This is a genomic window from Pontibacter amylolyticus, assembly GCF_014638845.1.
GTDB lineage: Bacteria > Bacteroidota > Bacteroidia > Cytophagales > Hymenobacteraceae > Pontibacter > Pontibacter amylolyticus.
The window spans coordinates 1-22,755 of the sequence record NZ_BMFP01000001.1 but is presented as its reverse complement, the minus strand read 5'-3'; the positions used below and the strand labels follow the sequence as shown (position 1 = coordinate 22,755).

General features: G+C 51.8%; 19 protein-coding genes. 3 read left to right on the top strand and 16 right to left on the bottom strand.

What is annotated here, in order from left to right:
• Nucleotides 1-37: 37 nt before the first annotated feature.
• Together IEV97_RS00095 and alr are read left to right on the top strand one after the other, a co-directional pair.
• The gene (locus IEV97_RS00095) at nt 38-1,210 is read left to right on the top strand and encodes an amidohydrolase (protein ID WP_229733719.1); all 1,173 of its coding nucleotides are present in this window, start codon (nt 38-40) and stop codon (nt 1,208-1,210) included.
• Nucleotides 1,211-1,217: 7 nt separating this feature from the next.
• Nucleotides 1,218-2,369, top strand: a complete 1,152-nt coding sequence (alr, locus tag IEV97_RS00090; protein WP_188499486.1) for an alanine racemase — start codon at nt 1,218-1,220, stop codon at nt 2,367-2,369.
• Nucleotides 2,370-2,390: 21 nt separating this feature from the next.
• Here the strand turns inward: alr and IEV97_RS00085 are convergent, their stop codons facing one another.
• From IEV97_RS00085 to IEV97_RS00010, 16 genes are all read right to left on the bottom strand, one after another.
• Nucleotides 2,391-3,218, bottom strand: a complete 828-nt coding sequence (locus IEV97_RS00085) for an ion transporter (RefSeq protein WP_188499485.1) — start codon at nt 3,216-3,218, stop codon at nt 2,391-2,393.
• A gap of 7 nt (nt 3,219-3,225) precedes the next feature.
• Nucleotides 3,226-4,614: a TIGR00341 family protein gene (locus IEV97_RS00080; RefSeq protein WP_188499484.1), complete on the bottom strand. Its 1,389-nt coding sequence runs from the start codon at nt 4,612-4,614 to the stop codon at nt 3,226-3,228.
• Between the two features lie 53 nt (nt 4,615-4,667).
• Complete coding sequence (locus IEV97_RS00075; protein WP_188499483.1) at nt 4,668-6,002, bottom strand: DUF2254 domain-containing protein; 1,335 nt, start codon at nt 6,000-6,002, stop codon at nt 4,668-4,670.
• A gap of 112 nt (nt 6,003-6,114) precedes the next feature.
• Nucleotides 6,115-6,459 carry a Crp/Fnr family transcriptional regulator gene (locus tag IEV97_RS00070; protein ID WP_188499482.1) on the bottom strand — a complete coding sequence of 115 codons (345 nt, stop codon included), beginning with the start codon at nt 6,457-6,459 and terminating at the stop codon, nt 6,115-6,117.
• Between the two features lie 43 nt (nt 6,460-6,502).
• Nucleotides 6,503-7,405, bottom strand: coding sequence for a universal stress protein (locus IEV97_RS00065; RefSeq protein ID WP_188499481.1), 903 nt, complete (start codon nt 7,403-7,405; stop codon nt 6,503-6,505).
• A 99-nt stretch (nt 7,406-7,504) separates the two neighbouring features.
• On the bottom strand, nt 7,505-8,221 hold the full coding sequence (locus tag IEV97_RS00060; protein ID WP_188499480.1) for a sulfite exporter TauE/SafE family protein: 717 nt from the start codon (nt 8,219-8,221) through the stop codon (nt 7,505-7,507).
• A 4-nt stretch (nt 8,222-8,225) separates the two neighbouring features.
• Complete coding sequence (locus IEV97_RS00055; RefSeq protein WP_188499479.1) at nt 8,226-8,693, bottom strand: FixH family protein; 468 nt, start codon at nt 8,691-8,693, stop codon at nt 8,226-8,228.
• A gap of 41 nt (nt 8,694-8,734) precedes the next feature.
• A complete protein-coding gene (gene ccoG / locus IEV97_RS00050) occupies nt 8,735-10,141 on the bottom strand; it encodes a cytochrome c oxidase accessory protein CcoG (RefSeq protein WP_188499478.1) in 1,407 nt (468 codons plus the stop codon).
• Between the two features lie 217 nt (nt 10,142-10,358).
• Nucleotides 10,359-11,555, bottom strand: a complete 1,197-nt coding sequence (locus IEV97_RS00045; protein WP_188499477.1) for a c-type cytochrome — start codon at nt 11,553-11,555, stop codon at nt 10,359-10,361.
• Nucleotides 11,552-11,746: a hypothetical protein gene (locus IEV97_RS00040; RefSeq protein WP_188499476.1), complete on the bottom strand. Its 195-nt coding sequence runs from the start codon at nt 11,744-11,746 to the stop codon at nt 11,552-11,554. The genes IEV97_RS00045 and IEV97_RS00040 overlap by 4 nt, the downstream gene beginning before the upstream one ends.
• A gap of 99 nt (nt 11,747-11,845) precedes the next feature.
• Nucleotides 11,846-14,026: a cytochrome-c oxidase, cbb3-type subunit I gene (gene ccoN, locus IEV97_RS00035; protein ID WP_229733717.1), complete on the bottom strand. Its 2,181-nt coding sequence runs from the start codon at nt 14,024-14,026 to the stop codon at nt 11,846-11,848.
• A 144-nt stretch (nt 14,027-14,170) separates the two neighbouring features.
• Nucleotides 14,171-14,356, bottom strand: coding sequence for a cbb3-type cytochrome oxidase assembly protein CcoS (ccoS, locus tag IEV97_RS00030; protein WP_188499475.1), 186 nt, complete (start codon nt 14,354-14,356; stop codon nt 14,171-14,173).
• A gap of 140 nt (nt 14,357-14,496) precedes the next feature.
• Nucleotides 14,497-16,905 carry a heavy metal translocating P-type ATPase gene (locus tag IEV97_RS00025; RefSeq protein ID WP_188499474.1) on the bottom strand — a complete coding sequence of 803 codons (2,409 nt, stop codon included), beginning with the start codon at nt 16,903-16,905 and terminating at the stop codon, nt 14,497-14,499.
• Nucleotides 16,906-17,223: 318 nt separating this feature from the next.
• A complete protein-coding gene (locus tag IEV97_RS00020) occupies nt 17,224-17,928 on the bottom strand; it encodes a Crp/Fnr family transcriptional regulator (RefSeq protein WP_188499473.1) in 705 nt (234 codons plus the stop codon).
• A 169-nt stretch (nt 17,929-18,097) separates the two neighbouring features.
• Nucleotides 18,098-18,631, bottom strand: coding sequence for a plastocyanin/azurin family copper-binding protein (locus tag IEV97_RS00015; protein WP_188499472.1), 534 nt, complete (start codon nt 18,629-18,631; stop codon nt 18,098-18,100).
• Nucleotides 18,632-18,668: 37 nt separating this feature from the next.
• On the bottom strand, nt 18,669-20,408 hold the full coding sequence (locus tag IEV97_RS00010) for a L,D-transpeptidase family protein (RefSeq protein WP_188499471.1): 1,740 nt from the start codon (nt 20,406-20,408) through the stop codon (nt 18,669-18,671).
• Nucleotides 20,409-20,739: 331 nt separating this feature from the next.
• On the opposite strand from IEV97_RS00010, the gene IEV97_RS00005 reads away from it, so the two are divergent.
• Entirely contained in the window at nt 20,740-22,638 is a 1,899-nt protein-coding gene (locus tag IEV97_RS00005) for a M1 family metallopeptidase (protein ID WP_229733716.1), read from the top strand.
• Nucleotides 22,639-22,755 lie beyond the last annotated feature (117 nt).

The following is a 22,755-nucleotide window of genomic DNA, read 5'->3' as shown; positions in this document are numbered from 1 at the left end:
ACCGTAAGCCTTATTGACAGCTATGCTAACTCCATCTATGTCCCCTTCCCTATCCACTGTTTCTATACCTGATCCGGATGCGATCATCGCGCTGCGCCAACAATTGCACCAGCACCCCGAACTCTCCGGGCATGAGTATGAGACAAGCCATACCCTTCAGAACTTTCTGCAGCGGTATCAGCCTGCTGAAATTGTGAAAGAGCTGGGCGGCACCGGCTTCGCGGCCATCTTCCATGGGAAAGAGTCAACCGTCGGGCCTACCGTGCTGTTCCGCGCAGAACTGGATGCCCTCCCGATAGTGGAGCAAAACGAACTGCCCTATACCTCCATTCAGAAAGGTGTCAGCCATAAGTGCGGTCACGACGGGCACATAGCCACTTTAGTCGGACTTGCCAGTATGTTGCACCATTATCCTTTGGCGCATGGCCGGGTGGTTTTGCTGTTTCAGCCCGCAGAGGAAACCGGCGCTGGTGCCTGGGCAGTGCTCCAAACACCTGCCTTCCAGGAGATAGCGCCTGATCATGTGTTTGCGCTGCACAATCTTCCCGGTTTGCCAATGGGGCAGGTTGTAGTACGCCCCGATATTTTCGCGGCGGCTTCAGTCGGTTTTGAAGTGAAGCTTTATGGCAGAGAGTCGCATGCAGCGGAGCCGGAGAATGGCCTGAACCCGGGCGAAGGTATGAGCGAACTGATACAGGCCTTTAATGCCCTGGTGCGTGATCAGCAAAACTTTCATGACCTGACACTGCTGACCGTTGTGCATGCGCGCCTGGGTGAAATGTCCTTTGGCACCAACCCCGGTTTCGCAACGGTGATGGCCACGCTCCGTGCATTTGAACAGGAAGATTTCAACCAGTTGAAGGCGCTTGCCATAGAGGCTGTTAAGTTGGTTTCGCTCAAGTACGGTTTGAAGTATGAGTTAGATTGGTTGGAAGAATTTCCTGCCACACGCAATAACGCTGAAGCAGTAAAGTTAGTAGAACAGGCAGTGCGGTATCTGAGCATGGAGGTGAAAGAGGCAGCTGCGCCAATGCGCTGGTCCGAGGACTTCGGGCACTTCACCAACAACTTCAATGGTGCCCTGTTTGGATTGGGATCCGGTACGGACCAACCGCAGCTACATCACGCCGACTACGACTTCCCTGACGAACTTATACCTGTAGGGGCCGCTTTGTTTTACCGCATCGCAGCATCTATTCTAAACCCCTAGCCATTTCATGTTTTACAGCTCCTCTATCGAAATAAGCCGTTCCGCTTTAGCACATAATATCCGGTTTCTTAAAGCGCAACTCAAACCAGGCACCCGTTTTTCTTCGGTGATAAAAGGGAACGCTTATGGGCACGGCATAGAGGAGTTCGGGCAGTTGGCCTATACCTGCGGAGTTGATCATTTCTCGGTCTTCAGTGCTGACGAAGCCCATCGCCTGCACCAGGTACTGGCAAACAAGGCCACCATCATGATCATGGGTTACCTTGACGACGACGAGCTGTCCTGGGCCTTAGCCCACGATATTGAGTTCTATGTTTTCTCAATCGAACGGCTGGAGCAGGCAGCAAAGGTCGCCCGTTCTTTACAGAAACCAGCCCGGGTCCATCTAGATCTGGAAACAGGTATGAACCGCATTGGGTTAGAAGCAAAAGAGGTAGCATACGCCACCGAGCTGATTCTGAACCAACCCGGTGCGTTTGAGGTGATGGGCGTTTCCACACACTTTGCAGGCGCTGAGAGCAGCGAAAACCATGACCGGGTAACTGCCCAGTTAGACCGCTACCGCCGGACCGTGCGCTCGCTGCAGCAAAAAGGACTCCAGATTAAATCGCTGCACACGGCCTGTTCAGCCGCTGTGATGGCATACCCTGAAACACACCTGGATATGGTGCGTGTTGGGATCATGCAGTATGGTTTCTGGCCGAGCCCGGAGATTTACCAGCGCTATATGGGCGTGAGTACCGATCGCACCGATCCGTTGAAGCGGCTGATCAACTGGAAGAGCCACGTGATGAGCCTGAAGCTTGTACCGGCGGGTGAGTTTATTGGGTATGGCAAAAGCTTTCAGGCCAGCAGTGACATGCTGATCGCCGCTATACCTGTGGGGTATGCCTGGGGGTATAGCCGAAGCCTGAGCAACCAGGGCCAGGTACTGGTCAGATCGCACCGGGCGCCGGTGGTGGGCATCGTGAACATGAATGTGCTGATGGTGGACGTGACAGGTATACCGGATGTTTCGCTCAAAGATGAGGTGATACTGCTTGGCAAACAGGGAAACGAACATATCACGGTAGCCTCCTTCTCCGAACTCAGCACGCAGCTTAACTACGAGCTGCTGACGAGACTCCCGATGAACATTCCCAGGATTATCGTCGACTGATTGCCACGCTCCTTTTTGTTACTATGTATTTCCTCTTAGTGGATAGGCGCAGTTATCGCAGTATTTGGCGTCGGAACTGTGCCCTTCCTTGTGGCAGTTCGGGCAGACACGAGACGTGGCATCCAGCTTATCAGCCCTGGACAGCTCCACTGATACGATGCCGGTAGGTACTGCAATGATGCCATAACCCATGATCATCAGGCAACTGGCCAGCAACTGGCCCAACGGTGTGGTAGGTGTAATGTCGCCAAAACCCACTGTCGTGAGTGTCACGATGGCCCAGTAAATGCTGATGGGAATGCTGGTATAGCCGCTTTGTCTACCCTCAATAACATACATCAGGGTGCCCACAACAATCACCATCATCACCACCACACCCAAAAACACGGTGATCTTGGTAAGGCTGGCACTCAAGGCTTTGGATAGCACCTTGCCTTCATTAACAAATCGGGTGAGGCGGAATATCCTGGCAATACGAAGCAAGCGAAAAACCCGGATCACCAGAAGGTATTGGGAGCCCACCACAAATAAGCTTAAGTAAGTCGGAATGATAGCCAGAAAGTCAATTATCCCAAAAAAAGAGAATACGTACTTGAGTGGTTTCTGGGAACTGTAGATGCGAAGGAAATATTCTATTGTGAAAAGGATAGTAAAAGTCCACTCAAGTGCCTGAAATAGGTGCAGGTGATCCCTTCTCAGAGAAACAACACTCTCCAGCGAAACCACAACGACACTGGCCACGATAATGATGAGCAGGAGGATGTCGAAGGTCCTGCCTGCCGGTGTTTCAGCTTCAAAAATGATGCTATAGAGCTTATGTTTCAAAGAGCCATTTTTCTGACTTGCCATACTATATTTATAAGGAAGATGAAACTCTCACTGAATCGCGGCGGAAGCGGCTGGCCATGTATTGCTTTATACGTTGCTCGTATTCTGGTATCTTGGCCGGGTCCACGAACACAGCATTTTTACTTTTGGCCGGATTGGCAGCCTGGGGCTTTTTCCATCCGATCACAACCAGCATAACTGTATCCAGCTTCGCTTTGTTTTCAGCAACCGAAACGATCTCTCCTACTTCCACTTTCTCTATTTCGGGGAAAATCAACTTGAGTTCACGGCTGGCACTGACGGGCGTGTAGGAGTTGGCAAGTCGCATCATACTATCGGCACGCTGGCTTTGCAGCTTCTGGATCTCGATCGTTCTCAGAAAGTCCTGCGTCAGGTTGTTGGTCAGATCAGAGGCCATGCGGCGCACATCCTCAGCGGACACATCGAGCTGCACCAGCTTTACCTGGTGTTTGGGAAGCGAGTTGTTGGCGAGCAGTGTGTTGTAGTGCGCGATGAGGGTGTCATTCACAGGATTTCCGACGCTGTAGATCTTGATCGTACTGAGCGTATCGGTATCAGTCACCTCCCACTTTATGATTTCATTGTTCCGGTTAGCGAAGTCGCGCACGACCAGGTTCTCGATTTTCTTTTTGGTCTGTACGCTCTGGTAAATGTTGTAGAGGAAATAGGCGCTCGGCGAAACCACGATGAATAGCACGAGCGCCATGATACGCGCCACACGCCGTTCAGTGAATTTGTCAACGTAATGCTTGGTGTCAAACTTCAGGTACTTTACGATCAGGAAAGTGGCCAGACTGATAAAGACCGCGTTGATAAAGAAGAGGTAGAATCCACCGAAGAAAAAATCAAAACGCCCCAGTGCGAGTCCGTAGCCCGCCGTGCACAGCGGTGGCATCAGCGCGGTGGCAATGGCCACGCCAGGTATAGCGTTCGACTTGTCTGACCTTGAAATAGAGACGATACCGGCCACACCACCGAAAAAAGCCACCATCACGTCCAGCAAGGTAGGTTTGGTTCGGGCCAGCAGTTCGTTCGTGGGCTCACCCAACGGTGTAATCATAAAATAAAATGTGCTCACGATAAGGCCCGCCGCTGCTGCAATGGACAGGTTTTTGACGGATGCCCACAACATTTCGCGGTCATTTATACCCACCGCCAACCCAAGTCCCAGAATAGGTGACATGAGTGGCGAAATAAGCATGGCTCCGATAATGACGGCTCCGGAGCCCGTGTCCAGACCGATGGAGGCCAGCATGGCAGAGCAGATCAGCATCCAGGTATTGTTGCCGCGCACCGGAATCTTATCATAGATCTCGCGTATTGTACCCGGCTCATCGGTCTCATGGATGATGTTGAACACACTGCCCAGAACCCTCTTAATCGAATCAAAAATCATAAACAGCAATTAGCAATTCCTGTAAAAATAACTTTTCCAGCTTAAGTCCCCAATTATAAGCTGAGCTTCGGCAGTGATCGGGGCAGCAAGTTACTATTGTTTAGAGCATCTATCATATGGTTGATCTTCTCCCGATCTCCCAGATTTTGCACGGAATCATCTGCATCCGCTACAATCAGTAGTGCCTCCGAAGCGATCGGCCCCAGCCTTTCAGGATGTGCTATGGCCGTCAGGCACAGGTTTTTGAGCAGGTTCAGCAGACGCAGTACAATAACGGGATCCTTCCTGCCATAGACCCGAATTGGGCCTAGACACTGATTGAGAAGTTCCGGATAGCTCACCTCGTCCAGCCGGAGCCGAAGCACATCCTCCTTGTCATGAAATATTTTCTCATCGGTGAGCCGCATCCGCACGATCAGGAGATCTGTCAGGTAATCTATTGCTTTTATGGCGGTGCCCGGGTCGTTTATGCCGGGGCTAAGCGCCTTGACCGCACTTTCAGTGATCTGTTTAAATCCGTAGAGGTAATTTATTTCCGCCAGTTCTTCCTGATAGTAGCTTACCTGGGTGTTCAACTCATCGCAGAAAGCATCTTTGTCTTTCAACTGCCCAGCTACCCTGGCAAAGGGTAGTCCTTTGATCACGAAATGCCCGAGAGGTTGCAAAAACTCCAGCACCACATCATGCTCCCTGCAAAGCTCTATCACAGCATTCTTGTCAACTTTTTGCATGTATCCGCTGTGGCTGCTGTCGAGAAGTTGCCATTTTGCGTTATCAAACAGGGCGGGGAGTTCTTTCCCCTCATCCTGCTCCAGTTCCTGGCGCAGCTTATGCAGTGTCAGCTTGTAAATACTTTCCAGGATGCTGCCAATTTGGATAGCGGTTGAGATGGAATGAATAAAATACACAAAAAAGGCCAGGCAGAGGATTGTGAAGCACATAGCCATAAACACGGCTAACCCGGGCAAATCCGTATCATAGTGCTCAGAGCGAACATTCACCATCACCACCAGGGTATAAATCAGGGTCCCCAGGAATAAGCCCAGTACTTTCTGGTTGGATTTGGAAGTTATAAGACCCGGAATTACCCGCGGCGAGAAGTTGGCACTGGCCTGGTTGAGCACCAGCATCACCATCGTAAAACTGAAAACGATCAATGAGAATACACCTGTTGCAATCGAGCTGAGGATCATATTGGCCGTTTCGCCATGACTGATGATGAAAAACGGGAGTTCGTCTTCGAGTGCTTTGCTGATGCCCCTGGTCTCGAAATAGATCATTAAAACTGCAATTCCGAAAAAGAGCAGAGAGATCAAGGTCGGGTAAAAGCCAATGCTGGCATAGATGAACTGAATGACAAGCTTCAGCCGGCTTATGATTCTCTTCATAAAATGTGGCGTGATCAAACTGCTTCTGTTTACTACCAGCTTTAGGTATAAGTTGTAAAAACAAAGAGCCGGCAGCTATCGGCTACCGGCTCCTGTACATAAAAGGGTTGGTTTATTCGTATATTGTCTTGGTGAGGCTTGCTTCCCAGCTCATCATCTTAAGCAGGTATAGGCGCAGCATCGGGTTCTCCTGTAGTGCTTTTTGTACGGCATCCCTTTCTATCCTGATCAGCTCTGTGTGCTCCAAGGTATAGGCCGTGAAACTGTAGGTTTCATGAAGCAGGTCAGTGATTCCAAGTAAAAAGTCTGGTGGGGCAACTACCTGCTCGTCTATACCTGTTGTATAGCCTGCAAGCGCCACGCTGCCCTGTGTAACAAGGTATAAGAACGAGGCCTGATCTCCTTTTCTGAAGATGCAGTTTCCACGCTCCAGGGTTTCTGTTTCCCCTTCAATCATACCCTTTTTTATGAAATCCCTGACTGCCATAGTGGAAGCGCGTTTACTGAATGGTTGCTTGAAGTTGCGCTTGTTTGCTTTTGCAGTTCGCACAGCAGCCGGAGCAAGGCTTTTTCTTATGCTGTCGGTAGGTCAGCAGCGGGATGCGGGTGTGGAAGGCCATGGTTTTCATGTAGTTCGTGCTGAAGAGGCGCTCCATCAGGTAATTATCCTGGGTGGCCAGTATGAGCAAGTCAGCCGAATCCTCTTCAGCAAACTCACTGATGCCCTCCAACACGTCTTCTTCCTCCAGCAACCTGAACGCTACTTTACGGCCTTTCAGCTGCTTTTCAAGTTCCATCATGGCTGCTTTGTAGGTGCACAGTTGGGAGCGCTCCTCTTCGCTGTATACCTGCACGAGCGTTAACTTAGCTTTTAGCTGCTGGGCAAGGTCGGCTATCCGGAAGAGGACCCGCTGGTCCTGGTCGGTAAAGTCGGTGGCAAAAATCAGGTTTTTGAGCTTCCTATACCTGACAGAGGCCGGAAGCACCATGACCGGGCAGTACACCAGGTCCATGATGGCTGCAGTTAGTTCTGCCGCTTCACCCGTAATGCCTTTGTTCGCACGTGCTCCTGCGTCCATCAGTACCAGATCAATCTGATAGTCCTGTACGACGGCCTGTATGCTGTCGCGAATTTGCCCGGGGCGCACCACACAGTCAAAAGGGGCGGCAACTTTGGCGGCATTGAACTCTCGGCTGAAAACACGCTCGGCAAACGAGCGCAGCTTTTGAATGCAGCTGCTTTGTTGCGTGAAAGTCATGTCAGCCGTTTTGCAGGCATGGAACAGGTATAGCTCCGCCCCCAGCGCATGTGCCAATTGCCCGGCATAGTACAACAGGTCCTCCCCCGTTTCGTTTAGGTCCAGCGGAACCAGAATGCGTTTGGTCTGCGATAGCGTCATCATAGTAGTATAGGTTATTAGTGTAAAGGTATAGGTAGTCCGTTTCGGCTGCAGTGAGTTGCGTCATCCGAAAAAGTGACTTTTAACAGTATTGGCTTTAAATTATTTTGGCTTTGAGCAACAGCTCATTTCAGTGGTGTGCTGCGCCGTCTGCACTACTTCGGGGCTCAGGTAAGGTATACCGAGGCCAAGTCCGCGCACAATGAACAGCACGGCCAGTACCATGCCCACATAAGGGACAGCCCGGTTAAACATGCCCCGCACCTTCAGGCTGATGAGTTTGCCTGACAGCGAGACGATGTACATGAGCGGGAAAGTGCCCAACCCAAAGAGCGCCATGTAGAGCATGGCACCGCCTATACCTGGGGCGCTGATGGCGCCAGCCAGGGCAATGTAAACGAATCCACAGGGAAGCAGACCGTTGAGCATCCCCACCATAAAAAGGGATCCCAGTGAGTTTTTCTGGAAATAAAAACCGAGCTTTTTACGTACCCAAACCATCACTTTGTCTGTTCCCAGCACGTTGGAAGCCCTGCCCTTGAAAGCAGCCGGCAAAACCAGCAACAATAAGATCAGCACACCGGAAACTATGGAAACGGTTTGCTGAAGGCCCGCCATCTCGAGTGACTGACCAAAGGCGCCTGCGAGCGCGCCCAACGATGCGTAGGTAACGATGCGACCACCATTGTACAGGAGCCGGCCGACGTAGTAACGCCAGCCGGAGCTCCCGACAAATGGTAGCGCCATTGCTATAGGGCCGCACATCCCGACACAATGGAAACTGCCTAGTAAACCAAATAGAAATCCTGCCCAGATCATGGCTTTATTTTATTTGGATGGTTTTTTCTGAATAATACGCCTCTGCCCCGTCACTGAAATTGACGCGAACTTTCCACAGTCCTTTCTCAAGGTCGCCCACCTCAATGAGCTGGCTTTTGTCACGGCCAAGCTGCAAAGGAAGCTCCTTGTCCAGCTTGTCATCCGACGGGCGGAACAGCGTGATCGTGCCGCTCAACTTTTTGTCCTGGTAGGTAGCCGGTACCTGCAGCAGGATGTTGCCTGCCTCTTCGTTGTACTGCAGCATCACATCGCCCAAAGCCTGCGTGCGGCGTACCCGGTCTATCTGGTCCTGGTAGGCGATCTCCTGGGCGTAGTAGTCTTTGCTCACCAGGTCTACATCCTGGTTCATGGCCTGTATCACAAAGTAGATGATGTACCCCATAAAGGATACCAACCCAATGACGATGGCATAAGGCCAGAAAGTGAATTTTTTATTATTATCAGTTGTCATGATGAATGCGCTTGAATGGTTGCTCTTAATTAAAGCTGTCTTTATTTAGCTGGGGCCAGAAACTTGGTGTCCTGTGTGGTGATGAGGTCACCACCGTGGTACACTCCAATCTCGATCTTGGCGTTCATGCCTGTCAGCTGATCTTGTGGGATCTCAGCGAAGAACACCCCATCCGCCTTGCCCTGTGCCGGTAGTACCAGTTCGCTGCCTACCATCTGGATCGTGCCGTCCGTGTTGTGCAGTTTCAGGGTCAGCGGCATGTCAAAATTCGTTTTGTTGATCACGGAGATGTTATACAGATTCTTCACCGTGCCCTGCTCTGTTTTCTGGTATAGCTGACCTGGCGTACGCAGTATCGTGGCCTGGGCATCGTCGCGGGTCAGCAACAGTGTCGTGAGCACCACCATAAGTAACATCAGCACGGCACTGTAGCCCATCACGCGTGGCGTAAAGAGTTTCCACTGGCGACCTTCAGCTATGGCTTCTTCAGAATCATAACGGATCAGGCCTTCCGGCTTGTCGATCATGCGCATGATGTCGTTGCAGGCATCGATGCAGGCGGTACAGTTAATGCACTCCAGCTGCTGTGCTCCGTTGCGAATGTCTATACCTGTCGGGCATACCTGCACGCACTGGTGGCAGTCAATGCAATCACCATCGGTGCGCTCCTGCCCTTTGCGCAGCTTGCCGCGCGGCTCACCCCGCCCGTAGTCGTAAGCAACTGTCAGACTTTTCTTGTCGAGCATCACCCCTTGCAGACGGCCGTACGGACAAACGATGGTACATACCTGCTCGCGGAAGTATGCGAACACCCAGTAAAACACGCCCGTGAAAGCCAGTAGAGAGCCAAAGCCAGCCATATGGTTGAGGGGGCCTTCTACTATCACTTTCTTCAGTTCATCTATACCTATTATATAGGCCAGGAACAAGTTGGAGATCACAAAGGAGATCAACAGGAAAATAGCGGTCTTGGAGCTCTTCTTCAGGATCTTCTCCGTGTTCCAGGGCATCTTGTTCAGGGCGCGCTGCTTGGTGTAGTCGCCCTCGATCAGGTACTCGATGCGGCGGAAAACCATTTCGAGGAAGATGGTCTGCGGGCAGACCCAGCCACAGAACAAACGGCCGTAAACTACCGTGAACAGGATGATGAACACCACCAGGGCCAGGAAGGCCAGCACCAGGATAAAGAAATCCTGGGGCCAGAAGAGGACGCCGAAGATCACGAACTTGCGCTCTACGATGTTGAGCATCAGCAGCGGCAGTCCGTTTATCTTGATGAAAGGCCCAATGAACAGAAGCGTCAGCAAGCCGTAGCTCACCCACTTCCTGTAGTCATAAAGTTTGCCTTTGGGTTTTTTAGGGTACACCCATACCCTTTTTCCATGCTCGTCTACTGTCGAGATGTGGTCCCGGAATTCGTCCGGGGCGGTGTGCGATTTAATTGCCATGGCAGTTTAATTTGTGCGGATATTAATCCTGCCTGTTGAAAGTTATACTGGTAGCCAGCTACAGCCTTGTGCTGCTCTTTGCTGACACAAAATTCCAGATTTGCGGTCTGTAAAAAGATGACCAATGTCATTCTTCCAGGTGATTGTCATCAGTAATCCCCTCAAACGCAAAAGGCAGGCACCCTTTCGAATGCCTGCCTCTCACACAAGGGTTGGTTTATTCTTTTTCGCCTTGCGCCTCTTTGGCATTTGGCGGGTTGCTGCCCTGCAGAGACAGGATATAGCTGCTCACTTCCAGCATCTGGTCTTTGGTCAGTTTGCCCTGCCAAGGCACCATGCCCTTGCTTGGCACACCGAACTTCACGGTCTTGAAGATATCGTTCACATCGCCTCCGTGTAGCCAGTATTCATCCGTCAGGTTAGGGCCTACCGTTCCTTCACCGGCCTGGCCGTGGCAGGCGGCGCAGTTCTGGATGTAGAGGGCCTTGCCGGACTCCAGGGCTGCAGCGTCTGTCAGCACTTCAAAGTTGGTGACCGCGTTCGGGTCTTCCACGTTCTGGGCGGTAATCAGGGCTGCCTGCGCCATTTCTGTCTCATACTCCTCTATCTGAAGCGCTCCGGTGCGGAACACGTGGTAGTGCAGCATGTAACCCACAGCAAACACGATGGTCACGTAGAACAGGTACTTCCACCAGGGCGGCAGGTCGTTGTCATACTCCTGTATACCGTCAAAATCGTGGGTGGAGTGAATTACGTCCTTTGCCTTGCCTGTCATGACGGTGGCATCACCGCTCAGCAGGGCGTATACACGTCCAGAGAATGTAGTCTGAAACTCCTCGTCTTTCAGAGAGTCGCCCATCATTGGCACGATCAGTCGGAAGAGCGTAAATAGCACTACGATAATAAGGAGGATGATCAGACCAACCAGGCCGTAGATAAAGTGAACGATTGGAGGCAGATCCATGAAGGCAACTTCCTGCACGGCAGCCGGGGCTGCCGCTTCAGCGGTTGTCGTGGCTGCCGGCTCTTCTGCCACGGCAGGAGCAGCAGCGCTGGCCTCTTTTATGTAAGCGATCACATGGCTGATGTCGTCTTCTGTGAGGGAGCTCCCGAAAGCCGGCATCGGCATTTTGTTGAACTTCTCGTAAACGGCTACGGCATCCGCATCACCTGATTGAATCAGTTCCTGCGAGTTGCTAATAAATTTGTGTAACCATTCGTCACCACGGCGCTCGTGCACGTCTTTCAGGGCTGGTCCTACCACGTCAGCATCCATGCTGTGGCAGGCGGCGCAGTTCCCTTCAAATATTTTCTTGCCTTGCACTGCATCCTGCGCAAAAGCTGTTGCACCCGTCAGCAGGACAAAACCGGCCGCCAGGGCCAGCTGTCTCAGTTTAATTATGGGAGATTTCATTGTATGTTCCCTCCTATTGTTTGTTCTTCCTCATCGTCGCCACAGGCGAAGCTGCTCATGTTGCTCACATACTTCTTGTCCATCAAAGCCACGTAAACCAGCAGCCCCAGGAAGAACAAAAAGAAGATCGTAAATGAAATGAGCGGGTATATTTCAATGCCTTCTATGGCTTGTAACACGTTCTTGTACATTGTTTTCGGCTATTTGGACACTCGTATCACGTATCTCGAATCAAGTATCACGACTTATGATGATCGTGTGTCGTGATACGTGATACTTGTGTCGTTTTATTACTCCTGTGTTTCCTTTACCTTAATGTCCGTGCCCAGTCGTTGCAGGTAAGCAATCAGGGCCACAATTTCCGTCTCAGGCCGTACTTCCAGTCCTTCTTTGGCCAGGTCGGCGGTGATGGCTCGGGCTTGCTTCATCAGCTCCTCGTTTGCGTTGGCGATGTACTCGTCTTCGTAAGGAACACCCAGTTGCTTCAGCACTTCGAGTTTCTTCTGCGTGGTGGTCAGGTCCACATCCTGCTCAAACAGCCACGGGTAGGCCGGCATAATGGAGCCCGGTGACATGGAAGTCGGGTCGAGCATGTGGTGGTAGTGCCAGCTGTGCGGATACTTGCCACCCACTCTGTGCAGATCCGGACCGGTACGCTTGGAGCCCCACAGGAAGTTGTGGTCGTACACGAACTCGCCTGCTTTAGAGTACTCGCCGTAGCGTTCGGTCTCTGATCTGAATGGACGCACCATTTGCGTGTGGCAGTTCACGCAGCCCTCTTTGATGTAGAGGTCACGGCCTTGTAGCTCCAGTGAGGTATAAGGCTTCACGCTGGCGATGGTCGGCACGTTCGACTTGATCACGAAGGCCGGTATAAACTCTACCAGACCACCGATCAGGATCGCTACGGTCGCCCAGATCGCCATTTGCATTGGTCGTTTCTCGATCCAGCTGTGCCAGTGACCGGCGTTGTGGCTCACTTCTTTCACAATCGGAGGAGCTACTGCCGCCTCGTTTGCTTCCAGCGCACCAGACTTAGCCGTCTTGTACAGGTTATAGATCATCAGGAAAACACCGCTTAGGTATAGCACGCCGCCGATACCACGCAGGTAGTACATTGGTACGATCTGCAGCACAGTCTCCAGGAAGTTAGAGTACTGCAGGGTGCCTTCCGGCGTGAACTGTTTCCACATCAGGCCCTGGGTGAAACCTGCCCAATACATTGGGATGGCGTAGAACAGGATACCCAGTGTACCCAGCCAGAAGTGCGCGTTGGCCAGCTTCTTAGAGTGTAGTTGCGTTTTGTACAGGCGTGGGAATAACCAGTACAGCATCGCGAAGGTCAGGAAGCCGTTCCAGCCCAGCGCACCTACGTGCACGTGTGCTACGATCCAGTCAGTAAAGTGCGCGATGGCGTTTACGTTCTTCAGCGACAGCATCGGTCCTTCGAAAGTAGCCATACCGTAAGCGGTGATCGCCACAACCATAAACTTCAGTACCGGCTCTTCACGCACCTTGTCCCAGGCGCCACGCAGGGTAAGCAGACCGTTGATCATACCACCCCAGCTTGGAGCGATCAGCATCACCGAGAAAACTACGCCCAGTGACTGAGCCCAGTCAGGCAGTGAGGTATACAGCAAGTGGTGCGGACCAGCCCAGATGTAGATGAAGATCAGCGACCAAAAGTGGATGATGGAAAGTCTGTATGAGTATACCGGACGATTCGCCGCCTTTGGCAGGAAGTAGTACATCAGGCCCAGGAACGGCGTGGTCAGGAAGAACGCCACCGCGTTGTGGCCATACCACCACTGCACCAACGCATCCTGTACCCCGGCATAGCCAGAGTAGCTTTTCCAGAAGGTAACAGGCAGTTCGTAAGAGTTTACAATGTGCAGCACCGCTACCGTCAGGAACGTGGCAATATAGAACCAGATGGCTACGTACATGTGCTTTTCGCGACGCTTGGCAATGGTGCCGAACATGTTCCAACCGAATACCACCCATACCAGTGTAATGGCGATGTCGATTGGCCACTCCAACTCGGCATACTCTTTAGAAGTCGTGATACCCAACGGAAGTGTGATCAGAGCGGCTACAATGATCAGCTGCCAGCCCCAGAAGTTCAGTTTACTGAGTTTGTCGCTGTACATGCGCGACTTACAGAGGCGCTGCAGCGAGTAGTACACCCCCATAAAGATGGCGTTGCCCACGAAGGCAAAGATCACCGCATTGGTGTGAAGCGGCCTGATACGGCCAAAAGTCGTGTACTGGTTGCCCATGTTCACGTCGGGGTTTGCGAGCTGGAACGCGATCAGCGTACCGATGATCATACCGGCTACGCCCCAGAATACGGTGGCGATACCAAAGTCGCGAACAATCTTGTTGTCGTAGAAAAAGGATTCTATCCCCCCTGAATCCTGACCTACCCGTTTCGGGTTCGGTTCTAAGGTGGTTCCTACATTAGTTGACATGTGCGGTGTCCTCCATTGGTTAAGGTGTGTTGTGAAATACTGTTTATTTGCTTGATATTGATGTGCAAAATTGAGAAATCGGCCTCTCCGAAAAGATGACTAATGTCATTCTTCCAGGTGATTGTCATCAGTAATCAGTGTGGCTTACTGCTGTTTCTGGCCTGCCTTATCGGTTTTAGGCCCTCCGCCCACCTCGTTCTCGAAAAGCATGCGGACGGCTGGCGTATAGTCATCGTCGTACTGCCCGGACCGAACGGCCCACAGGAAAGCGCCCAGAAAGGCGGCTGCTACAAGTATACTGATGGCAATAAGAATGAATATGATATACATGGCGGATTTTGAGTTAGTGGTTGAGTGATTGAGTGAATTGGTGATGGAGTGAATGAGTGATTGAGTTCTGATTAAATGAATTCAATTTGTGTTAACAATTTAACAATCACTCATTCACTCCATCACTCATTCACAAATTATTACAGTCCCGCTTTTTTGGCGGCGTATTTTACGGAGAGTGTGGCAAAGGTCATCACGCTGAGCGTGCTGATCGGCATCAGGATGGCGGATACGATCGGCGTGAACAGTCCCATCACGGCCACCGTCAGTCCGACCACGTTGTAGACCAGCGACACCGCGAAGGTCAGCAGGATCAGCTTCATGGTCTTCCTGGAGAAGTTCAGGAAAGTGCTCAGTTTGTCGAACGACTCAGCATCCAGGATGGCGTCGCAGGACGGTGAGAAGTTGGTGACGCTGTTGCTCAGGGCTATACCGGCATCGCTCTGCTTCAGGGCGCCGGCGTCGTTCAGTCCGTCTCCCACCATCAGTACCTTGTGTTGGCCTTGCTCTTTCAGCTTCTGAATGTACTCCAGCTTCTGAACCGGCGACTGGTTGAAGTTCAACTCTGCCTCAGTGCCAAGCAGTTCCCGCAGTCGTGCCGACTCGTGGTCGTTGTCGCCGGAGAGCACCGCGATCTTCTTGTCTTTCAAGTCACCCAGTACTTTTTTCAGTCCGTCGCGGTACACGTTAAAGAAGGTATAGTAACCCAGCACCACCCCGTCTATGGAGACATACACGGAAGTCTTAAGCGTGTCTTTTTGCTTATCGACGGGAACACCCAGGTATGCCGCCGAGCCTACACGTACCAGCATGCCGTTCACTTCGCCTGCCAGCCCCTTGCCGGTGTATTCCTGAAAGCCCGTAACAGGAGCCGTACTGCCTTTCATGGTCTCGCTGATTCGTTGGCTGAGCGGGTGCGTAGAGTGACGCAGCACTGAAAGTATCGCTTGTGACTGATCCGTTGAAAGGGCTTTGCCTGTGTAAGTTACCTCCGCTTCGCTGGGCTCTGTGAGCGTACCGGTCTTGTCGAACACCACGGTATCAATCTTGGCCAGACGCTCTACTACGCCGGTATTTTTGAGGTAGAACTTGTTGCGCCCGAACACCCGCATGGTATGGCCGTGCACAAAAGGCGTTGCCAGTGACAGGGCGCAGGGACAGGCGATGATGAGCACAGAGGTGAAGGCCTTCATGGCGATGTCCATGTCGCGCGGCACCCAGTAGATGAGCGCTCCGGCGGCCACCAGCAGGGTGACGATGATAAACCACTTGCCAGCTATATTAGAATAGGTATGCAGGTACTGCGCTTCATTCTTAGAGAAGACGGTGTCGTTCCAAAGTTGCGTCAGGTAACCCTGCGACACCTCCTTCACAACTTCCATCTCAATACTCTCACCCACCTGGCGACCACCGGCATAAATCACTTCGCCTACCACCTTCTCCACCGGCTCCGACTCACCGGATACGAAACTGTAGTCGATCATGGCACGGCCGCGCAGCAGGATGGCGTCGGCAGGTATAAGTTCCTGGTTACGAATACGGATACGATCTCCTACCTGAAGGTTTCGTACAGCTGTGGAGCTTTCCTCGCCGTTCTCTTTCAGCACCGTGATCGACACCGGGAAATACGAGGTATAGTCACGGTCGAAGGACAGCGTGTCGTAGGTGCGCTGCTGGAAGTACTTGCCGATCAGCATGAAAAACACCAGGCCCGTGAACGAGTCGAGGTAGCCAGGTCCGCGGCCGGTGAAGATGTCGAAGAGGGAAACAAAAAAGAGCGCGAGCAGACCGGTAGAAATCGGCAGGTCGATGTTGACCATCCGCTGCTTGATGCCTTCCCAGGCCGATGTGAAGAAACCACGGGCACTGTAGAAGAACACAGGTATAGACAGCAGGATGCTCAGGTACCCGAAGAAAGAGCCAAAGTTATTTTGAAGCTCCTTGGTAAAGTCCAGGTAATCCGGGAAAGCCAGCAGCATGACGTTACCAAAAGCAAAACCGGCTATACCCAACTTGTAAATGATGGTGCGGCTTTTCTTGGTCGTTTTCTTTCCGTCTGTGTCGGCCAGTGTAATGGCGGGCTCATACCCGATGCGGGTGAGCAGTTCCACCACTTCACGCAACGAGGTCTTTTCGTGGAGGTACGTGAGGGCCACTTCCTTGCGCATGAAGTTCACCGTTGTTTCGGCTATTCCTGGGTTCAGCTTAAAGAGGTTCTCCAGCAGCCAGATACATGAGCTGCAGTGCATCTGCGGAATGTAGAAGGTAAGTTTGCAGATCTTATCACTGCGGAAATTGATCAGCTGGGCCTCTACGCCCGGATCGTCCAGATAAGCGAAACGCGCCTCTGAGACAGGCTTTTTGCCAGTCAGGCCCGGACTTTCCTCCAGGTTATAGTACGTACAGAGATTGTTTTCTTCGAGAAGTTCATAAACGGCTTTGCACCCGTCGCAGCAAAAGGCTTTTTCGTGCGCCACAATGGGTTCGTCACCGCAGGAATCCCCGCAGTGGTAGCAGTTCTGAATATTGGTTTGGAGTGCGGCTTCCATCACAATTATCCTTTATTAATGTCTGAGACAAAGGTAATTGGATGGTTAAGCCTAAAAGATGATGTATGTCATTTTCTGAACTGACATACCTCAGTGCATAGTCCGGCAGGATGCCCGACATTTGTAACATCAAGAATGACAAAAAAGGCAGATGCAGGAGAGCTGCAAGCCTTTCAAGATAATGTTTTGTGATTAAAGTTTAGTGTTTAGTATAAGGTGATTTTTAGCTTAGAGGAGAGACTGAGCTACAATAACGGCAGGCGTCATACGGCTGCCGTTTTTTATTGCCCCTACCCTATACCTTGCGCCAGCGCGCGTTTAGTCGTACATGTGGCTGATTTTGTACAGCCGCTCGTGATCCAGAATGGTAATGGAACTGCCCTTGGCGGTGATCAATCCCTCGTCCTTAAACTCGGAAAGCAGGCGGATGGTGGTTTCCTTGGCAGTACCGACAATAGAGGCCAGGTCTTCGCGGGAAATCGAAATGGTAAATTTATCTCCTTCTTCGCGCTCCTGGTAGGTTTTCTGGAGCAGCAGGAGCGCCTCGGCCAAGCGCTCGCGCACCGGCTTGTAGGCCATCTGCACCATGCGTTCTTCCGCTTCCCCCAGTGCGTTGGAGATGAGTTTCATCAGGCCACCCGCAAACTCCACGTTCTGACTGATCAGTTCCAGGAACTGGGATCGGGGTATAAAGCAGATCACGGCATCCTCGAGTGCTACGGCTGAGGCGGAATAATTGGTGTCGGCCATCAGGGCGCGGTAGCCGATCAGGTCGCCGGGTTTGGCCAGGCGCACAATCTGCTCTTTGCCGTCGCTGCCAAGCTTGGCAATTTTGATCTTGCCGGTGTTGATGCAATAAAGGCCTGATGGCTTGCCTCCCTCATGAAAGATCAGTTGCCCTTTCTTGTAGGTGAAACACGATTTTGTTTCAGAAAGGTGCGCCAGCTCAGATGCTCTGCAGCAGCTTAGCAGGGAGTGCGCTCGGCTAGAACAGTTCAGACAGTCGGGGTTGGTGAATTTCATAAGCTTTCAGGATATTGCAAAAGTATGCATTCCCTCTAATATCGTCAGCTTTCTAACATGGTTTTTTTGCAATTCGTTCTCGGGCTATACCTGTTAAGTGATTAAAAATCAAAAAGAAAGCCCCTGCAAACATGCAGGGGCTTTCTTGAATGATATCTAAAATCAGGGTTTATTCCTTGATAATCAGCTTTCCTTTCATCAAAGGTGTTTCGCTCGGGTAGGTGTTCACGAACTCGAATACGGCGCTTGTGTCAGGTGCCGTAAACTCCAGTGTTACAGACTGGCCGGGCAAAGCAAGGGGCGACGCAGCGAGTAGCAGGGTGCTATCAGGCAGGTAGTTGCCAGATGCACCCGCCTTTCCTCCCATATGGGCGGCCTGCGCCGAATAGCCCTCTTTTGTAAACACGATGTTGTAGATCATCTTCGGGTCCTTCCCTTCGTTTGTGAAGGTCAGCTTTATGAGCGTGCCGGCCTTCACCTCGATGGTATCCTGGTCAAATGTCATACTTTCCAGTTCCTCACCACCGGTGGCACGAATACTTATTTCCGCCACATGTTGAAGCGTGGTATCCGGCTCCGCTTCCTGTGGGGTCATGGGCTCGTCTGTTATTTTTCCCGGCCTTTCACCCGTATCCTGCTCCCCACCACATGAGGCGAATAACAGGAGTCCGGAAAGCAGGCCTACTATACCTATCTGTTTCATAGCGCAAGTGATATACTTCCATCCTTATACCTTTGGATTAGCTGAAAAGCTCCTGCTCCAACCGCTTATCGTGGCCGTAGATATCATCGCGGAAGTGTACGTTTCCATCTTCGTCTACCCAACTGGTGAAGTATACCAGGTATACCTGAATTTTTTTCGGTAACGTGATCCACTCCTCTTCGCCTCCATTGATGGTTTCCTGTATGCGGCTTTCATTCCACTCAGGCATGTCTTTCAGCACGTATTTCGCCAGGTCCATGGGACGTTCCAGTCTGACACAGCCATGGCTGAAACCGCGCTGGGTCTGGCTGAACAATGACCCTGATGGTGTGTCGTGCAGGTATACGGCGTGCTCGTTCGGAAACAGGAATTTCATGGTGCCGAGCGAGTTTTTAGGGCCCGGACGCTGGCGTACCATATAGGGGAAGTTTTTTTCGGTGACAGACGACCAGTCGATGGACGACGGGTCTATCTGCTTCGGGTTGCGCTCTTTGGTCACCACTTCCATGTTCTGTCTTTCCAGGTAACCGGGTTCGCGCAGTATACCTGGCGCAATCTCTTTCTCCACAATGCTATTAGGCACATTCCAGTAAGGGGCCAACACCACATATTCCATTCTGTCACTAAAAATGGGAGTCGAGTGCATGGTTTTGCCCACGATCACGTTCATCTCCATGGTCTTTTTGTAGTCGCGCTCTGCCTCGGGGCTGTTGCTTGGGTCTTCATACACATAGAGCTTATACTCGGGTATGTTCACCCAGATGTACTTCTGGTCCAGACTCTTGGGTACCAGGCGCTTGGGTATCCAGCGCCAGCGCTCCATGTTCATCATGATCTGCTGGATGCGGTCCTCCACCGGAACATTCATCGTGCGCAGCGTGTTGCCGCCCACTTTGCCATCCGGCACAATGCCGTGCAGCTCCTGGAAAGCTTTTACCTGCGCTTCCAGTTTGTCGTCAAACTTGCGCATGGCCGGGTCGTTGGCGTTGATCTGTTTGCCTGGGTTCAGGCGCTGGCGCAGCGAAACGACCGCAGCGGCAGTATCCCCTTTCACCAGCATCTTTTTGTTGCCCAACTCTACTTTGGCCCAGCCTCCTTTCTCTTCCAGTTCGCGGTACTTCTGCAGGGCATCGCGCAGGTCGGTATAGCCTTTGTGCAGTGCTTCAAACTCATAGTACGGGTAGGTGCTCTCTCGCTCCCTTAAAATGGTCTGCAGCGCTTTGTGCAGCTTTATTTTGTTGTTGCGTACGCCCCACTGCACCTGTTTTACATTGCGAGGGTCGATGCGGCCCTTGTAAAAGTCAGAGGCATAGTTAAAGTAAGTGGCGGTCAGGGCAATATCGATCTGCTGCTGCAATTCCAAACGGGCGGAGTCCTTCCGGCCCAATTCGTTGTACTGGCTGATCATCTCGTCGATGGCGACCACTTTATACTCTTTGGGGTCCAGGCCTTCCTGTGCGGCATTGTTGAGGGTGGTCAGCAGTTTCTCTGACTCCGGTACCAGGTCGGAGCCCTTGAACCAGCCCAGACGATACTCGCGGTCGCCGTAAAACTGGTAGATCAGGTCCTCGTGTTCTTTAAATTGCTTGTGCTGCCCAATGTAGTCTTTGATGTAGAGGCTGTCGGTTTCGGTGGCGGCCACGGTGTTGAGGCCGAGCATTTCTTTTACGCCGCCTTCTTCTTTTTTATCGCCGCTTTTATTGCAGGAGGCCAGGGTGAACAGGCAAAAGACGACCAGGCCGATTGGTTTAAATTTCTGTAGGATGAAAGGGTTCATGGTTGTTGGTTTAATGGCTTAGGCGAGAGGCGGGTTAGACGCGAATAATAAATATGCGCTTAAAATTGTGCTATTTCTCTGCTTTGGTGCCTTTTCACTTCGATTTTGCTTTGTTTACTTTAAACAGGTATAAAATGTTCTATATATGCCAGCAAAGCATACCTGCTGCATTGGTACGAAACTTGAGCTGGAGTGGCTTCGCACCTGTAACTAATACAAATACCTCTATAACATAGTACGCACCCCATGCGCGTGCCGATGCATTTAGACGACGGTACTTTACAGTTCATGGCAAAAAATGTATCTTTCCACCCCATAACCAAAGTATACAATGACTCCATACCGTAAATTTTTACTCGGACTGGGTTTGGCCGGTAGTCTGCAGTTAGGCGCCTGCTCTACCCAAACCACTACTAACGATGAAACTATGACAGCAGAACAGCTAGGCATGGCACAGGCACCTGCCGACGTACACAGCTTCGCCAGGCCTGCCGAGGCCGTGGCCCGCCACCTGGACCTGGACATTGCCGTGAACTTTGATGAAAAGGTGATCTCCGGAAAAGCCTCTTACCAGATCGAGAACGTGGCGAAAGGCAACGAAATTATTTTCGATACACGCGGCCTGGAAATTGAGCAGGTATACCTGGGCAAAGAGCAGACCCCTACCACGTTCAGACTAGGCGATGAAAAAGAATTTCTGGGTCGGCCGCTGATTATTGCGATACAGCCTGAAACGGATTACGTGACCATCCAGTACCGTACCACCGCTAACGCGGATGCGCTGCAGTGGCTCAATCCGCAGCAGACGGCCGGTAAGAAGTACCCCTTCCTGTTCACGCAGTCGCAGGCGATCCTGGCCCGCACCTGGATTCCGATACAGGACAGCCCAGGTATACGCATTACCTACAGCGCCAAAGTACAGGTGCCAAATGAGCTGATGGCGGTGATGAGCGCCGAAAACCCACAGCAGAAAAACAACACGGGTAGCTATACTTTCGAAATGCGCCAGGCTATACCTTCTTACCTGATGGCCCTCTCGGTGGGTGATATGGTGTTCAAGCCGATCGGGCAGCAGACGGGTATTTATGCCGAGCCTGCTACGATTGATGCCGCCGTTTACGAGTTTGCCGAAATGGACAAGATGCTGGTGGCTGCCGAAAAACTATATGGCAAGTACCGCTGGGACCGTTACGATTTGCTGGTGCTCCCTCCTTCCTTCCCCTTCGGAGGTATGGAAAACCCACGCCTCACTTTTGTAACGCCTACTGTGCTGGCCAAAGACCGCTCCCTCACGAGCCTGATCGCGCATGAGCTGGCGCACAGCTGGAGCGGCAACCTGGTGACCAACGGCACCTGGGACGACTTCTGGTTGAACGAAGGCTTTACCGTATACTTCGAGCGCCGCATCATGGAGGAGATCTACGGGAAGGACTATGCCGACATGCTGAATGTGCTGGGCTACCAGGATCTGCAAAATACCCTGGAAGAACTGGGCCCGAACAGTGATGATACCCGCCTCAAGCTGGATCTGGAAGGCCGCGATCCGGACGAAGGTCTGACGGATATTGCTTACGAGAAGGGAAACTTTTTCTTACAGAACATGGAGCGTGTTGTGGGCCGTGAGCGCTTCGACCAGTTCTTGAACAAATACTTCCAAACATTCGCTTTCCAGAGTACGAACACCGACCTCTTCCTGGATTTCCTGCGCAAAGAACTGATACAGGGCGATGCGAAAGTAGCCGAGCAGATCAACATCGAAGGCTGGGTGTATACGCCTGGGCTTCCGGAAGATCATTTGAAGCCGATCTCCAAGCGATTCGCACAGGTAGAGGAATCATTCAAGGCCTGGCAGGGTGGTAAACCGGCCAGTCAGCTGCAGACCAAAGACTGGTCGAGCCACGAATGGCTGCACTTCATCCGCATGCTGCCTGAGCAGATGAGCCAGCAGCAGATAACTGACCTGGACAAAGCCTTTGGCTTCACCAATTCGGGTAACTCCGAGGTACTGGCAGCCTGGTTCATCCACACCATCCGCAACAACTACACGGCAGCTGACAAGGCACTCGACAACTTCCTGACCAATGTAGGACGACGCAAATTCCTGGTACCGATCTACAAAGCACTTGCTGCAACGCCCGAAGGCAAGAAAAAGGCACAGGAAATCTACATCAGAGCCAAGCCGAATTACCATGCCGTATCCACCAACACACTGGATGCCATGCTGAAATAGGTATAGCCGACAAAGAAAAAAGCCCTGCAGTAATGCAGGGCTTTTTTAATGAGAATAGTGTACCGTCCTGAAATGAGTTGACACAAAAGTTGACTTATATGCAAGAGACGAGCAAGA

What these genes read in the sequence shown, in the direction of transcription:
- IEV97_RS00005 (WP_229733716.1), top strand. Translation starts at nt 20,740, where the DNA reads ATGACTCCATACCGTAAATTTTTACTCGGACTGGGTTTGGCCGGTAGT.
- IEV97_RS00045 (WP_188499477.1), bottom strand. Translation starts at nt 11,555, where the DNA reads ATGAAATCTCCCATAATTAAACTGAGACAGCTGGCCCTGGCGGCCGGT.
- IEV97_RS00070 (WP_188499482.1), bottom strand. Translation starts at nt 6,459, where the DNA reads ATGATTGAAGGGGAAACAGAAACCCTGGAGCGTGGAAACTGCATCTTC.
- ccoN (WP_229733717.1), bottom strand. Translation starts at nt 14,026, where the DNA reads ATGTCAACTAATGTAGGAACCACCTTAGAACCGAACCCGAAACGGGTA.
- IEV97_RS00060 (WP_188499480.1), bottom strand. Translation starts at nt 8,221, where the DNA reads ATGATCTGGGCAGGATTTCTATTTGGTTTACTAGGCAGTTTCCATTGT.
- IEV97_RS00010 (WP_188499471.1), bottom strand. Translation starts at nt 20,408, where the DNA reads ATGAACCCTTTCATCCTACAGAAATTTAAACCAATCGGCCTGGTCGTC.
- IEV97_RS00040 (WP_188499476.1), bottom strand. Translation starts at nt 11,746, where the DNA reads ATGTACAAGAACGTGTTACAAGCCATAGAAGGCATTGAAATATACCCG.
- alr (WP_188499486.1), top strand. Translation starts at nt 1,218, where the DNA reads ATGTTTTACAGCTCCTCTATCGAAATAAGCCGTTCCGCTTTAGCACAT.
- IEV97_RS00075 (WP_188499483.1), bottom strand. Translation starts at nt 6,002, where the DNA reads ATGAAGAGAATCATAAGCCGGCTGAAGCTTGTCATTCAGTTCATCTAT.
- IEV97_RS00080 (WP_188499484.1), bottom strand. Translation starts at nt 4,614, where the DNA reads ATGATTTTTGATTCGATTAAGAGGGTTCTGGGCAGTGTGTTCAACATC.
- ccoS (WP_188499475.1), bottom strand. Translation starts at nt 14,356, where the DNA reads ATGTATATCATATTCATTCTTATTGCCATCAGTATACTTGTAGCAGCC.
- IEV97_RS00020 (WP_188499473.1), bottom strand. Translation starts at nt 17,928, where the DNA reads ATGAAATTCACCAACCCCGACTGTCTGAACTGTTCTAGCCGAGCGCAC.
- IEV97_RS00055 (WP_188499479.1), bottom strand. Translation starts at nt 8,693, where the DNA reads ATGACAACTGATAATAATAAAAAATTCACTTTCTGGCCTTATGCCATC.
- IEV97_RS00085 (WP_188499485.1), bottom strand. Translation starts at nt 3,218, where the DNA reads ATGGCAAGTCAGAAAAATGGCTCTTTGAAACATAAGCTCTATAGCATC.
- IEV97_RS00025 (WP_188499474.1), bottom strand. Translation starts at nt 16,905, where the DNA reads ATGGAAGCCGCACTCCAAACCAATATTCAGAACTGCTACCACTGCGGG.
- IEV97_RS00095 (WP_229733719.1), top strand. Translation starts at nt 38, where the DNA reads ATGTCCCCTTCCCTATCCACTGTTTCTATACCTGATCCGGATGCGATC.
- IEV97_RS00015 (WP_188499472.1), bottom strand. Translation starts at nt 18,631, where the DNA reads ATGAAACAGATAGGTATAGTAGGCCTGCTTTCCGGACTCCTGTTATTC.
- IEV97_RS00065 (WP_188499481.1), bottom strand. Translation starts at nt 7,405, where the DNA reads ATGATGACGCTATCGCAGACCAAACGCATTCTGGTTCCGCTGGACCTA.
- ccoG (WP_188499478.1), bottom strand. Translation starts at nt 10,141, where the DNA reads ATGGCAATTAAATCGCACACCGCCCCGGACGAATTCCGGGACCACATC.